Annotated in this window: 11 protein-coding genes; 8 read left to right on the top strand and 3 right to left on the bottom strand. The window is 71.9% G+C overall.

The genetic code is table 11. The features are described from left to right. Positions 1-87 precede the first annotated feature (87 nt). The 7 genes from OGL89_RS15765 (at position 88) to OGL89_RS15735 (ending at position 9,519) form a co-directional block, all read left to right on the top strand. Entirely contained in the window at positions 88-1,341 is a 1,254-nt protein-coding gene (locus tag OGL89_RS15765) for an ABC transporter substrate-binding protein (protein WP_263121118.1), read from the top strand. Then, a complete protein-coding gene (locus OGL89_RS15760; protein ID WP_263121117.1) occupies positions 1,338-2,255 on the top strand; it encodes a sugar ABC transporter permease in 918 nt (305 codons plus the stop codon). The genes OGL89_RS15765 and OGL89_RS15760 overlap by 4 nt, the downstream gene beginning before the upstream one ends. Then, positions 2,245-3,153, top strand: coding sequence for a carbohydrate ABC transporter permease (locus tag OGL89_RS15755; protein WP_263121116.1), 909 nt, complete (start codon positions 2,245-2,247; stop codon positions 3,151-3,153). Before OGL89_RS15760 ends, OGL89_RS15755 begins: the two co-directional genes overlap by 11 nt. Beyond that, positions 3,150-4,499 carry a family 1 glycosylhydrolase gene (locus OGL89_RS15750; RefSeq protein ID WP_263121115.1) on the top strand — a complete coding sequence of 450 codons (1,350 nt, stop codon included), beginning with the start codon at positions 3,150-3,152 and terminating at the stop codon, positions 4,497-4,499. Before OGL89_RS15755 ends, OGL89_RS15750 begins: the two co-directional genes overlap by 4 nt. Then, positions 4,496-6,343: a sugar-binding domain-containing protein gene (locus OGL89_RS15745; RefSeq protein WP_263121114.1), complete on the top strand. Its 1,848-nt coding sequence runs from the start codon at positions 4,496-4,498 to the stop codon at positions 6,341-6,343. Before OGL89_RS15750 ends, OGL89_RS15745 begins: the two co-directional genes overlap by 4 nt. Positions 6,344-6,401: 58 nt before the next feature. Beyond that, positions 6,402-7,451: a LacI family DNA-binding transcriptional regulator gene (locus OGL89_RS15740; RefSeq protein ID WP_263121113.1), complete on the top strand. Its 1,050-nt coding sequence runs from the start codon at positions 6,402-6,404 to the stop codon at positions 7,449-7,451. A 151-nt stretch (positions 7,452-7,602) separates the two neighbouring features. Continuing rightward, positions 7,603-9,519 carry an arabinofuranosidase catalytic domain-containing protein gene (locus tag OGL89_RS15735; RefSeq protein WP_263121111.1) on the top strand — a complete coding sequence of 639 codons (1,917 nt, stop codon included), beginning with the start codon at positions 7,603-7,605 and terminating at the stop codon, positions 9,517-9,519. A gap of 67 nt (positions 9,520-9,586) precedes the next feature. Here OGL89_RS15735 and OGL89_RS15730 read toward each other — a convergent pair whose 3' ends face one another. Both OGL89_RS15730 and OGL89_RS15725 read right to left on the bottom strand, forming a co-directional pair. After that, on the bottom strand, positions 9,587-10,141 hold the full coding sequence (locus OGL89_RS15730) for a hypothetical protein (protein ID WP_263121110.1): 555 nt from the start codon (positions 10,139-10,141) through the stop codon (positions 9,587-9,589). Between the two features lie 14 nt (positions 10,142-10,155). Beyond that, a complete protein-coding gene (locus OGL89_RS15725; RefSeq protein WP_263121109.1) occupies positions 10,156-10,770 on the bottom strand; it encodes a DsbA family protein in 615 nt (204 codons plus the stop codon). A gap of 134 nt (positions 10,771-10,904) precedes the next feature. Between OGL89_RS15725 and pepN the strand changes: the two genes are divergently transcribed. Beyond that, positions 10,905-13,505, top strand: a complete 2,601-nt coding sequence (gene pepN, locus OGL89_RS15720) for an aminopeptidase N (protein WP_263121108.1) — start codon at positions 10,905-10,907, stop codon at positions 13,503-13,505. A gap of 46 nt (positions 13,506-13,551) precedes the next feature. Here pepN and OGL89_RS15715 read toward each other — a convergent pair whose 3' ends face one another. Further along, entirely contained in the window at positions 13,552-14,100 is a 549-nt protein-coding gene (locus OGL89_RS15715) for a toxin (RefSeq protein WP_263121107.1), read from the bottom strand. Positions 14,101-14,349: the final 249 nt, after the last annotated feature.

Genomic DNA, 14,349 nt, shown 5'->3' with positions numbered 1-14,349 from the left:
CTCCCTTGTCCACGCCCGCCCCCTCGTCTACTCTCCTGCTTTAACGATGTAGCACGGGCCCCGCCCGACCCGCTCAAAGGAGAGTTCATGCGCTACAACACGCCGCTCGTCGCCATGACCGTCGCCGTCGGCCTGCTCGCCACCGGCTGCTCCAGCAGCAGCTCGGCGGACGCGGACGGCCCCGTCGAGCTGACCGTCTGGACCGGGTTCACCGGTGGTGACGCCGGGGGCTACCAGCAGATCGTGGAGGACTTCAACGCATCGCAGGACGGGATTCACGTCACCATGTCGGCCGAGCCCTGGGACACCATCCAGCAGAAGCTGCCCTCGGCCTGGATGACCGGCCAGGGCCCCGACATCGCCACCCCCTCCTCGGACCCGAACGTGGTGGCCCAGTACGTGACGACCAACTCCGTGCTCCCGCTGACCCTGACCGGCGACGGCGACGACCGGATCAACGTGGACGACTTCGCCCCCGCCCTGGTGGACGAGTTCACCTACGACGACCAGATCTACGCGGTCCCGGCCAACTACGCGACGCTCAGCCTCTACTACAACAAGGAGCTGCTCGACGCGGCCGGTGTCGAGCCGCCGACCACGGTCGACGAGCTGAAGGCAGCGGCCAAGACGCTCACCACGGGTGACACCTACGGTCTCTCGCTGGCCGACAACAACACGATCCAGATGTGGCCGGTGCTGCAGTGGCTGGAGGGCGGCGACATCGTCGACGACTCCGGGTGCAGCGTGCTGGACACCACCGAGGGCAAGGACAGCCTGCAGCCGTGGGTCGACCTGGTGGTGAACGACAAGATCTCGCCGGTGGGCCAGACCGGCGCCGAGTCGGACGCGCTGTTCTCCGCGGGCAAGGCCGCGATGCAGATCAACGGTCCGTGGGCGGCGTCCGGCTACCGCGAGGCCGGGATCGACCTGGGGATCACCACGGTGCCGCTGGACTCCTCCGGCGATCCGGTGACCCTCGGGTCGACGGCGCCGCTGGCGATCTCCGCGAAGACCGAGCACCCGCAGGAGGCGCAGGAGTTCCTGGCCTACTGGACCAGCAAGGCGACCCAGAAGGAGTTCTCGCTCAGCACCGGGTTCCCGTCGCTGCGCACCGACCTGGCCGACGACCCGGACCTCGCCGCCGACGAGACGGTGTCGGTGTTCGCCTCCCAGGTCGCCGGCTCCCGGCTGTACCTGCCCCAGGTGACCGAGGCGACCAAGGTGGACAGCGACGGCTACGTGCCGCTGATCGGCGAGCTCACCCGCGGCGGATCGCTGGACGAGCAGACCGCCGCCGCCTCGGACACCATCGACGAGCTGACGGGCTGCACGGCCGGATGACCGCACCGATCTCCGTGGCAAGGGGCGGGGGCGGGTCGACGCGACGCCGTCACCTCCGGCTCTCCCCCGCCCTGCTCTTCCTGGCCCCCAGCGCGCTGATCCTGGGCGTCTTCGTCCTGTGGCCGATCCTGGTCTCGCTCTGGTACAGCCTGCACGACTGGACGATCGGCGCCGTCGACCAGCCCTGGGTGGGTCTGGACAACTATGCCGCCCTCGCTCAGGACGACAAGTTCTGGGGTGCGCTGCTGCACACGGTCGAGCTCACGGTCGTCTCCGTGGTCGGCATCGTGCTGGTCGGGCTGGCGCTGGCCCTGGCCCTGGTCCGCGACGGGTGGGGCACCCGGATCATCCGCTCGGCCTTCTTCTTCCCGACCGTGGTCTCGCTGACCTCGATCGGCCTGGTCTGGCGCTTCCTGCTCGATCCGGAGCTCGGCTTCATCGGGGCGATCACCTCCCGACTCGGGCTCGGCTCCATCGGCTTCCTGCAATCGACGAGTCTCGCGCTGCCGACGATCATCGCCGTCAACATCTGGAAGAGCGCCGGCTTCGTGATGATCATCCTGATCGCCGGACTCAAGTCCGTGCCGGCCGAACGGTACGAGGCCGCCCGGCTGGACGGTGCCGGGTCGTGGCAACTGCTGCGGTACATCACGCTGCCCGGCCTGCGCCCGACCATGCTGTTCGGCACGTTGATGGTGACCATCCAGTCGTTCCAGCTGTTCGACCTGGTCTACGTGATGACCGGCGGCGGGCCGCTGTTCTCCACGGACACCCTCGTCACGCTGCTCTACCGCGAGGGCTTCGTGAACTTCCAGACGGGCTACGCGGCCGCGATCTCCTGGGTGCTGTTCGGCGTGATCGTGCTCATCTCCGCCCTCCAACTCCGGATCTTCAGGTACAACGATGTCGACTGACACCCTGGGCAGAGCCGCCCCGACCCCGGCCCCCGTTCCGCTCCGCCCGCCCCGCCGGCGCCCCGGGGTCCCGGCGGACCGCTCGTCCGCGCTCGGCGCCGTCGGTCGCTGGGTGTTCGTCGGTGTCGGGCTGGTGCTGGCTCTGGTGCCGTTCGTGTGGATGATCTCCACCTCGTTCCGCACCGAGCGCGACCTGTTCGACAACCCCGCGAGCCTGTTCCCGAGCGAGTGGACGCTGCACGGCTACCAGGGCGTCTGGGAGCAGCTGCCCTTCCTGCTGCTGGTGTTCAACACCGTGGTCTTCGCCGGGGTCACCACGGTGCTGACGCTGCTGTTCGACTCGATGTGCGCCTACGCGCTGGCCCGGATCGACTTCCGCGGCCGGAACATCGCCTTCTGGCTGGTGCTGGTGACGCTGATGGTGCCCTTCCAGGTCACGCTGATCCCGGTCTTCGTGGAGCTGTTCAACCTGAACTGGCTGAACACCTACCAGGGGCTGATCATCCCCCGGGCGTCCAGCGCGTTCGGCATCTTCCTGTTCCGGCAGTTCTTCGTCTCGATCCCGCGGGAGCTGGACGAGGCGGCGCGGATCGACGGGGCCGGGCACTTCCGCATCTACTGGCGGGTGATCCTGCCGCTGGCCAAGCCGGCGATCGCCACGGTCGCGGTGCTCAACTTCACCGCGCTCTGGAACGACCTGCTCTGGCCGCTGGTGGTGTCCAGCACGCCGGAGATGCGCACGCTGCCCGCCGGCCTGGCGCTGTTCGGCGGCCAGCACGTGACCGACCACGCGGTGCTGATGGCCGGGGCCGTGATCTCGCTGCTCCCGATCGCCATCGCCTTCTTCCTCGCCCAGCGGTACTTCGTCGCTGGGGTCGCAACGACAGGACTCAAGTGACGACGAACATCGACGGTTTCCCGCCCGACCAGCTCCGCTGGCTGCTCGGCATCGAGGACACCTGCGTCTACCCGGTGCCCGGGACCGGCATGGGCGAGCTGAACGAGCACGAGCTCACCGGGCACGACCGGCACTGGCGGGCGGATCTCGCCGCGGTGGCGGATCTCGGTGCGCACGGCCTGCGGTACGGCGTGCAGTGGCCGCTCGTGCACCTGGCCCCGGGGCGCTTCGACTGGAGCCGGCTGGACGAGCGGATCGACGTGGCCGTCCGTGAGCACGGCCTGACCGTGATCGCCGACCTGGTGCACTACGGCACGCCGACCTGGCTGCCGGGCTCGTTCGCCGATCCGGGGTTCCCGGCGGCGCTGGCGGAGTTCGCCGGGGCCTTCGCCGAGCGGTACCGCGGGCTGGTCGACCACGTCACCCCGCTGAACGAGCCGCTGACCACCGCCTCGTTCTGCGGGCTGCGCGGGGTGTGGCCGCCGGCGCTGACCGGCTGGTCCGGGTGGAGCACCGTCACGGTGGCGATCGCCCGCGGGGTGCAGCGCGCGGTCACCGCGATCCGGCGCGCCAATCCGGCGGCGGTCGTGGTGCACGTCGAGGCGTCGACCCTCTACGAGACGACCGATCCGGAGCTGGCCGACGAGCTCACCCTGCTGCGCTCGCTCGCGACGCTGCCGACCGACCTGGTGCTGGGACGGGTCGGCGAGGACGACGTGCGCTGGCACTGGCTGCGCCGGCACGGCACGCCCCCGGAGCACCTGGCCGAGCTGCGGACCGGCGCTGTCGAGATCGACCTGATGGGCGTCAACTACTACCCGGACCTCACCCCGCGCGTCCTGGAGCGGACCGAGAGCGCGGTCCGCCAGGTGACGGCGAACCGGTGGAGCGAGGGGCTGGCCACGGTGCTCCGCGACTGGCAGGAGCGCTACCGGCTGCCGATGCTGGTCACCGAGACCAGCATCGAGGGCGAGGCGACCGTGCGCCGGGACTGGCTGGCGGCGGCGACCGACACGGTCCGGGTGCTGCAGACCGAGGGCGTCGACGTGCGCGGCCTGACCTGGTGGCCGCTGCTGGACTTCGTCGACTGGTCCTACGCCTCCGGCGGCCGCAACGTCGAGGAATTCGTCCTCGATCCGGCGACCGCGACCGACGCCACCGCGGAGACCTTCGCCGAGACCGGCCGGGGCCTGACGCCGTTCCTGCGCCGGATGGGACTGTTCACGCTGCAGGAGCAGGCCGACGGCGACCTGGCCCGGACGGCGACGGTCGCCACCGCCGCGTTCCCCCGTGCCGACCACGGCCTCACCGCCGAGGCGGGCGCCGACCGCGGGGGGCGGCGATGACCGCCGGGCCGCCCCGGGCGAGCGCACTCGACGTCGCCCGTCCGCGTCCGCAGCTGCTGCGCGAGCACTGGGCCGACCTGAGCGGCACCTGGCGGTTCGCGCACGACGACGACGAACGGGGCGAGCACGAGGGCTGGTTCGCGCCGGCTCACCGCCTGGACCGCACGATCGAGGTCCCGTTCCCGCCGGAGAGCCCCGCCTCCGGCGTCGGCGACGACCGGGTGCACGACGTGGTCTGGTACCAGCGGGACATCCCGTGGACCGCGATCGTCGAGGCGGGCCTGGACCCGGCCCGCCCGCGACTGCACCTGCGCTTCGGCGCGGTGGACTACCGCGCGACGGTCTGGCTGAACGGCCGGCTGCTCGGCGAGCACGAGGGCGGTCACACGCCCTTCGGCTTCGACGTCACCGAGGCCCTGCTGCCCGGTGCCGAGCAGCAGCTCACCGTGCGGGCGGAGGACCGGGCAGCCGACGTGGAGCAGCCCCGTGGCAAGCAGGACTGGCAGGAGGACGCCCACGTCATCTGGTACCGCCGCACCACCGGGATCTGGCAGCAGGTCTGGCTCGAGGCCACCGCCGAGGTGTTCGTCGACCAGGTGCACCTCACCCCACGGATCACCGACGGGCGGGTCGACTACGAGCTCCGACTCAACCGGCCCCCGCGGCCGGGCACCCGCTGCCGGATCGTGCTGCATGCGGGCGCGGAGCGGATCGGCGAGGTCGACGCCGAGGTCGGCACGCAGCGGCACAGCGGATCGGTCACCGTCCCGCGGCTGCAGAACGGCCAGGACCGGGAGCCCCTGCTGTGGTCCCCGGAGTCACCGGCCCTGGTGGACGCCACGATCACCCTCGAGACCCCGGCCGGGCAGGACGCCGTGGCCAGCTACCTGGGCCTGCGCTCCGCCGCGGTGCGCAGCGGCCGGTTCCTGCTGAACGGGCTCCCGCGCACGCTGCGCTCGGTGCTCAGCCAGGGCTACTGGCCGCAGTCCCACCTGGCGGCCCCGAGTCACGACGCGTTGCGGACCGAGGTCGAGCTGATCCTCTCGCTCGGCTTCGACTCGGCGCGGGTGCACCAGAAGATCGAGGATCCGCGCTTCCTGTACTGGGCCGACCGGCTCGGGCTGCTGCTATGGGGCGAGGCCCCGGCGGCGTACCGGTTCACCCCGACCGCGGTGGAGCGGCTCTCCCGGGAGTGGCTGGCGGCGCTGGACCGCGACCGCTCGCACCCGTCGATCGTGACCTGGGTGCCGATGAACGAGAGCTGGGGCATCCAGGACGTCGCGCACGATCCGGCCCAGCGCGCGTTCGCCCGGGCGATGACCGAGCTGACCCGGGCGATCGACCCCACCCGTCCGGTGATCTCGAACGACGGGTGGGAGCACCTGGAGTCGGACATCCTCTCGGTGCACGACTACGACGACGACGCCGACGCGATCCGGGCCCGCTACCGGGATCCGGCGGCGCTCGCCGCGCTGCGGACGGGCATCGGCCCGGCGGGTCGGTCGATGGTGCTGACGGACGCGCTCGACACCGGCGCTCCGGTGATGCTGACCGAGTTCGGCGGCATCGAGTACGTCGTGAGGGGAGCCGAGCCGACCCAGGACACCTGGGGGTACTCGACCGCCGGGACCGCCGACCAGTTCCGCGACCGCCTGGCCGCGCTCTACGACGCCCTGCGCGCCGGCAGCACCCTGGCGGGGACGTGCTACACCCAGCTGACCGACACCCTGCAGGAGGCGAACGGGCTGCTGACCGAGGACCGCACGCCCAAACTGCCCGTCCCGGTGATCCGCTCACTGGTCACCGGGATCGCCCGGGAGGCCGAGGAGCATGGGCTACCGTAGGAATCCCCTGGGCTAGCCCGGGAACGGGAGGAGTCGGAGCATGCCGGAGCGTGCGCGCGTGCGCCGAGTCACCCTCCGTGACATCGCCGACCGGGTGGGCATCACCCCGTCGGCCGTCTCGATGGCGCTCGCCGACAACCACCGGATCGGGGCCGAGACGCGCCGGGCCGTCCGGGACGCCGCCTCCGAGCTGGGCTACGTGCCGAGCTCGGCCGCCCGGGCGCTGCGCAACCAGCGCGCGGGGGCCATCGCGCTGATCGTGCCCACCACCGCGACGCACGTCTTCGGCCATAGCTACTTCATGCACGTCCTGGAGGGCACCTCCTCGGTGGCGAACGAGCACGACGTGCAGCTCCTGGTCGCCACCAACCCGGACAACGAGCACGGCCTGGCCGCCTACGAGCGGGTGATGCGCTCGCACAGTGCGGACGGGGCGATCCTCACCAGCGCGGCGATCGACGACCCCACCGTCGAGCGACTGATCGACAGCGGGCTGCCGGTGGTGATGATCGGCAGCTTCCCCTATCTGCCCACCGCCGTGAGCGTCGGGATCGACGACCGCGCCGCCTCGCGCGCGATCACCGAGCACCTGATCACGGTGCACGGCCGCACCCGGCTGCTGCACCTGTCCGGGACGCTCGACCACCAGACCGGCGTGGACCGCCGTGACGGGTTCCTCGACGCCGTGCGGGCGCACGGGCTCGCGGACGAGGCCGCGGTGATCGAGGGCGACCTCAGCGAGGAGTCCGGCGTCGCCGCCGCGAGCGCCCTCGGTGCCGGCCTGGCCGCGATCGACGGCGTCGTGGCCGCCAACGACGACATGGCGTACGGCGTGCTCACCGTGCTGCGCCGGACCGGCATCGACGTCCCCGGGGCGGTCTCGCTGGTGGGCTTCGACGACTTCGGCCTGGCCCGGGTGACCACCCCGGGCCTGACCACCGTGCGGGTGCCGGCGCAGGAGCTGGCCCGGCGGGCGACGACGAGGCTGTTCGGGATCATGGCCGGCCAGGAGGGCTGGCACCGCTCCACGGTGCCGGTCGATCTGGTGCTCCGCGGGTCGTGCGGCTGCGCGGCCGATGCCGGGCACGAGACGGTCCTTCCCGTCTGAGCGAGCGAGCACTTCCGGGAGCCGACGCTCTCCGCTACCCTCGTCGCCACGGGCGTTTTAACGATTAAGCACTCCGCATCGGTACCGGGCGGAGCCGCCCGTGCCCACATCCCGCACTCGCAGCAATGACGCTCGAAAGGATGGACAGCACATGCGTACCTCGACACCCTCGGCGCGACGCAGACGCCTGGTCGCGGCCCTGAGCACGGTCGCCCTCGTCGTCGGACTGGCCGTACCGCTCCTGACCACGACCGCCGCACCGGCCCAGGCCGCCACGGACGGACCGTGTGACATCTACGCGGCGGGCAACACGCCCTGCGTCGCGGCCTACAGCCCGGTCCGCGCGCTCTTCGCCGCCTACAACGGCCCGCTCTACCAGGTGAAGCGGGCCTCGGACGGGGCCACCTTGAACATCGGCGTGATCTCGGCCGGAGGGGTGGCCGACGCCGCCGCCCAGGACGCCTTCTGCGCCGGGACCACCTGCACCGTTCCCGTGCTCTACGACCAGACCTCCCGCCACAACCACCTGACCCCGGCCCCGGCGGGCGAACAGGGCGCGGCCAACAGCCCGGCGAACGCCGCCGCGCTGCCGATCACCGTCAACGGCGCGAAGGCCTACGGCCTGTACCTGCCGCCGGGGGTCGCCTACCGACGTTCCAGCACGATCACCTCCGGCACCGCCCGGGGAGCCAGCCCGGAATCGATGTACGAGGTCGCCAGCGGGACCAACGTCAACAGCGCCTGTTGCTCCGACTTCGGCAACGTCGAGACGGACACGGTCGACACCGGCGCCGGTCACATGGACACCCTGAACGTCTCGACCCTCGGCGCCACCGGCGCGACCGGTCACGGCCCGTGGGTGCAGGCGGACCTGGAGGAGGGGGTGTTCCAGGGCAAGACCGCCGTCTGGACCCCGAACCAGGGCAACCGGTCGAAGTTCGTCACCGCCGTGCTCAAGAACAACGGCGTCGACACCTTCGCGCTCAAGGGCGGCGACTCCCAGGCCGGCGCCCTGTCGACCTGGTACGACGGAGCGCTCCCCGACGGCGTCGACCGGTTCGGCAGCACCTGGAAGCCGATGAAGCTGGAGGGCTCGGTCGGGCTCGGCGCCGGCGGCGACAACTCCAACCGCGGCACCCAGTCCTTCTTCGAGGGCGCGATGACCACCGGCTACGCGAGCAACGCCACCGAGAACGCCGTGCAGGCGAACATCGTCGCCCAGCACTACGACGGAGTCAGCACCGGCGGCGGTCCGGGCCGGACGATCGTCGGACCCGGCGGCAAGTGCGTCGACGTCGCGGGTGACGACACCGCGGCGAACCTCGCCGTGGTCCAGCTGTGGGACTGCCGGACCCTGGCCGCCGACCAGCACTGGAGCGGCAGCATCATCGGGGAGGGGACGCTGAGCACGCGCGGTCGCTGCCTGGACGTCAACGGCAACGTGACCACCCTGGGCACCGGGGTCGAGCTCTACGACTGCAACGGGGTCGCCGGCCAGCAGTGGATCCCGCAGGCGGACGGCACGATCAAGAACCCCGCCTCCGGGCTGTGCCTGGACGCGCCGAACGGGGCCACCGCCAACGGGACGGCGTTGCGGATCTGGACCTGCAACGCCTCGGCGGCGCAGCAGTTCTCGATCACCACGCCGATCCTGCACCCGGTGTCGGGCGCCGCGTCGAAGTGCGTCGACGTCGCCGGGGACGACCTGGACGTCCAGAACCAACGGGTGCAGCTCTGGACCTGCCAGAACGTCCTCACCGGCGCTCCCGGTGGCCGTGCGGAGTCCCTGGACCAGCAGTGGACCTACCGCACGAGCGACCAGAGCGTGCGGACGCTCGGCCGGTGCCTGGACGTGATCGACAACTCGACCGCGCTGGGCGCCGGGATCCAGCTGCACGACTGCAACGGGGTCGGCGGTCAGCACTGGGTCCCGCAGGCCGACGGCTCGTTGCGCAACCCCGCGTCCGGCTACTGCCTGGACGCACCGGACAACGCGACCGCGAACGGCACCCTGCTGCGGACCTGGACCTGCAACGGGGCCGCCGCGCAGAAGTTCGTGCTCAACTGATCCCTGCGGTGCCCGCTCCGGCGATCCGGGGCGGGCACCGTCCCGGGACCGACCGGCCACCCGGGGCTCAGGGCAGCTCGACCCGCTCCGCCGTCGCGATCCGGAATCCCACGCCGGCCCCGTCCACGCAGGTCATCCCGTTGGACGCCGAGCTGCAGGTGTAGTCGCCCACCGTCCGGCTGTTGCCGTACTCCAGCACGTCGACATCCGCCCCCGCGGCGGCCGGCGCCTGGTCGGTGCAGGGCACGTCGACCCCCTCGGCGGTCAGGGTGATGACGTGGCCGGTGCCGGCGCCGGTGCAGCCCTCGATCGCGGGCGCCTCCACCGAGGTGTTGGCGATCGTGCAGGTCACGCCGTCGGCGGTCAGATCGCAGGCGATGTTGCCGGTCGGCGACGCGAAGGTCTGCTCGGTGTCGGACGTCGCCGCGTCATCGGAGGTGCTCGGCTCGACGGCCGGCGCACTGCTGCTCGCGGACGACTGCGGGGCGTCGGCCCGGTCGTCGGCGGAGGAGCGCCCCCCGAGCACCAGGATCGCGGTGACGCCCAGCACCACGACGAGCACCAGGTCGGCGACCAGGAAGATCTTCAGTCCGCGGGACAGGCCCGCCAGCGCACCAGCCATCGGATCGTCCCTCGTCAGTCGAAGACGGGACCCTGGGTACGGGTCCGCTTGAGCTCGTAGAAGCCGGGCACCTGGGTGACCAGGGCCAGCCCGTCGAACAGGGCCAGCGCCTGCTCGCCCTTCGGGGCGGGGGTGATGACGGGGCCGAAGAAGCCGACGCCGTCGATCGCCACCACCGGGGTGCCGACCTCGTCACCGACCAGCGCGAGCGCCTCGGCGGTGGAGGCCCGCAGCCGGGGGTCGTACTCCTCGGAGTCGGTGAAGGCCAGCAGCGAGTCGGGCAGCCCGGCCTCGGCCAGCGACTCGGCGATGATCGCCCGGGTGTCGTGCCGTCCGCCGGGGTGCCGACGGGTGCCGAGGGCGTCGTAGAGCGGCTTGGGGTCGGCGCCGTAGAGCTCCTGCGCGGCGACGATCACCCGGACCGCGGCCCAGGAGTCGTCCATCAGCGCGCGGTAGTCCTCCGGCAGGTCCCGGCCCTCGTTCAGCACGGACAGGCTCATCACGTGCCAGCGCACCTCGATGCCGCGCTCGGCCTGCACCTCGTCGATCCAGCGCGACGTCATCCAGGCCCAGGGGCAGGCGGGGTCGAACCAGAAGTCGACGACGGGTGCGGTCGGGGTCGAGGTCACGGGGCGCCTCCGGGAGCGTGCGGACGGGACTCACCCGGGTGGGTGAGCCGCGGACCATCATGCACTCCCGGCCCCGGCCCGTGTCACGTCGTGGGAAGATGCCCGCTGCATCGCAACACCGACAGGAGGACAGCGTGCCCGCTGAGAACCTGACCCGCGACGAGGCCCGCGCCCGCGCCGCCGTGGTCGACGTCGAGTCCTACGACGTCACCCTCGATCTGACCACCGGCCCGGAGACCTTCGGTTCGACCACCGTCGTCCGGTTCACCAGCCCGGAGCCCGGCGCCGCGACCTTCCTCGACCTGATCGCCCCCGCGGTGCGCCGCGTGGTGCTGAACGGCGTGGAGCTGGACGTGGCCGACGTGGTCGCCGACTCGCGCATCCGCCTGGACGGCCTCGCCGCGGAGAACGAGGTCGTGGTCGAGGCCGACTGCGCCTACATGAACACCGGCGAGGGCCTGCACCGGTTCGTCGACCCGGTCGACGACGAGGTCTACCTCTACAGCCAGTTCGAGGTCGCCGACTCCCGCCGGGTGTTCGCGGTGTTCGAGCAGCCCGACCTCAAGGCGGTGTTCACCTTCACCGTGACCGCGCCCGCCCATTGGGTCGTGGTGTCGAACTCCCCGGAGACCGGCGACCCGGTCACCGTCGAGGGCGGCGTGAACCGCAACGGCGGCGCCGACGAGGGCACCGCGACCTGGCACTTCGAGCCCACGCCGCGGATCTCGTCCTACATCACCGCGATCGTGGCCGGCCCGTACCACCACGAGCACGGCGAGCTGATCTCGGCCGACGGCCGCGAGATCCCGCTGGGCGTGTTCTGCCGCGGGTCGCTGGCCGCGCACCTGGACACCGAGAACATCCTGGACATCACCCGGGCCGGTTTCGCGTTCTACGAGGAGCTGTTCGGCTTCCCGTACCCGTTCGCCAAGTACGACCAGCTGTTCGTGCCGGAGTTCAACGCCGGGGCGATGGAGAACGCCGGGGCGGTCACCTTCCTGGAGAACTACGTCTTCCGGTCCAAGGTGCCCGAGGCCACGGTCGAGCGTCGTGCGGTGACGATCCTGCACGAGCTGGCGCACATGTGGTTCGGCGACCTGGTCACCATGCGCTGGTGGGACGACCTCTGGCTGAACGAGTCCTTCGCGGAGTACGCCTCGCACCTGGCGACCGCGGGGGCCACCGAGTGGACCAGCGCCTGGACCACGTTCTCCTCGCTGGAGAAGTCCTGGGCCTACAAGCAGGACCAGCTGCCGAGCACGCACCCGATCGCCGCGGACATCCGCGACCTGGAGGACGTCGAGGTCAACTTCGACGGGATCACCTACGCCAAGGGCGCCAGCGTCCTGAAGCAGCTGGTGGCCTGGGTCGGTCAGGAGGAGTTCTTCGCGGGGGTCCGCACCTACTTCCAGAAGCACCAGTTCTCGAACACCGAGCTGCGCGACCTGCTCACCGAGCTGGAGGCCACCAGCGGCCGCGACCTGTCCGCCTGGTCCGGTCTCTGGCTGGAGAAGTCCGGCGTGACGCTGCTGCGCCCGGAGATCCAGTCGGACGAGTCCGGCACGATCACCGCGCTGGCGATCACCCAGGAGGTCCCGGCGGCGCACCCCGTGCAGCGTCCGCACCGCCTGGTGATCGGCGGCTACGACCTGGTGGACGGCACCCTGGTCCGCACCAGCCGCACCGAGCTGGACGTCGACGGCGAGCGCACCGAGGTCCCCGCCCTGGTCGGTCAGCGTCGACCGGACCTGCTGCTGCTGAACGACGACGACCTGGCCTACGCCAAGATCCGGCTGGACGAGCGCTCGCTGGCCACCGCGCTGGCGCACCTGGACGCGTTCACCGAGTCGCTGCCCCGGACGCTGGTCTGGGCCGCGGTCTGGGACGCCACCCGGGACGCCGAGACCCCGGCCCGCGACTACGTCGACCTGGTGCTGGGCAATCTGGCGCACGAGACCGACTCCACCGTCGTGCTGGTGCTGCTCCGCCAGCTGGCCACCGCGCTGGACCTGTACGTCGCCGCCGACCACCGCCCGGCCACCGAGCGCGCCGCGGCGGACACCCTCTGGGCGCTCGCCGCCGACGCCCCCGCCGGGTCGGACAGCCAGCTCCAGCTGGTCAAGGCGTTCGCGGGCCGGGCCGGCACGCCGGAGCAGCTGGACACCGTCGCCGCGCTGCTGGCCGGCGACACCAGGCTGGACGGCCTGAGCATCGACACCGATCTGCGCTGGGAGCTGCTGGTCAGCCTGGTCGCCGGTGGCCGGGCCGGTACGGAGGAGATCGACGCCCAGCTGGCCGACGACCCGACCGCCACCGGTCAGCGTGCGGCCGCGAATGCCCGGGCTGCGCTGCCCACCGCGGAGGCCAAGGCAGCCGCCTGGGCCGCGGTGGTGGATGCGGACACCCTGCCGAACGCGCTGCAGGCCGCCACCATCGCGGGCTTCGGCCGGGTGCACGACCGGGCCCTGCTGCGGCCGTACCTGACGCCGTACTTCGACTCCCTGGAGTCGGTGTGGGCCGACCGCACCAACGAGATGGCGCAGAACATCGTGGTCGGCCTGTTCCCGACCGAACTGGCCGACGACCCGGAGGCCGACGTCCTGGGCGCCACCGACGCGTGGCTGGCCGCGCACCCGGACGCCGCGCCCGCGCTGCGCCGCCTGGTCGCGGAGAGCCGGGACGGGGTGGCCCGGGCGCTGGCCGCCCAGCGGGCGGACGCGCAGTACCACGCCTGAGTCACGCTGAGCGGAGGCCGGCATCCCCCTGGGGTGCCGGCCTCCGTCATACTCGGCTCAGCTCCCGCAGCCAGGCCCGCGCCGCACGAGGACTGCGCAGCCGGACCACCGGCACCGGACCGCTCGCCTGCCGGTCCCGGTAGCGCGCCCGGTTCACCGTGTGGCTCTGCCAGGCCCAGAGGATGACGTTCTCGTCCGGGTCACGGCGGAACATGAACCGCCAGTCCTCCCGGTTGCCGTGCCACAGCTCCTGCCGGGTGAGGGTGCGGCGCAGCGTGCGGCGGATCACCCGGGACATCACCAGGCGGCGCGGATAGTCCAGCCAGACCAGGACGTCGACGTCCTCCAGCAGGCCGCCACGTGCCGTCTCCCAGTTCCCGTCGACCACCCAGCCCGGCCCGGCGGCGAACTCCCGCAGCTCGGCCCGGGCCTCCTCGACCTCGCGGTAGGTCCAGTCGGCGGCCCAGAACACCTCGTCCAGCTCCCGGTACGGCAGGTCCAGGGTGCGGGCCAGCGCCCGGGCGTAGGTGGTCTTGCCGGAGCCGGAGGTGCCGACCACCCGGACCCGTCGCGGCGGCCAGGGCGTCGTGGTCATCCCCTGAGGGTAGGAGCAGGCACCGGTCCACGACCACGGGCGGACCCCGGGTTCCACCCCGGCGGCGACGACCGGGCACCACCTCCGCGGCGAGGCTGGCCAGCATGAGCCCACGTGTCACCGCGGTCGTCACCGTGTCGGTCGGTCTGCTGCTCGCCGTGCTCGGCGCCTGGTGGGGCATGCGGCACGCGCGGCCGTCCGAGCCGTCCGTCGCCCAGCAGCTCACCGAGACGATCGACGCCGCCCGGG

This window comes from Cellulomonas sp. RIT-PI-Y (assembly GCF_025642745.1).
GTDB lineage: Bacteria > Actinomycetota > Actinomycetes > Actinomycetales > Cellulomonadaceae > Cellulomonas.
Note: the sequence above shows the minus strand (reverse complement) of the source record. Positions and strands in the feature narration are given on the sequence as shown.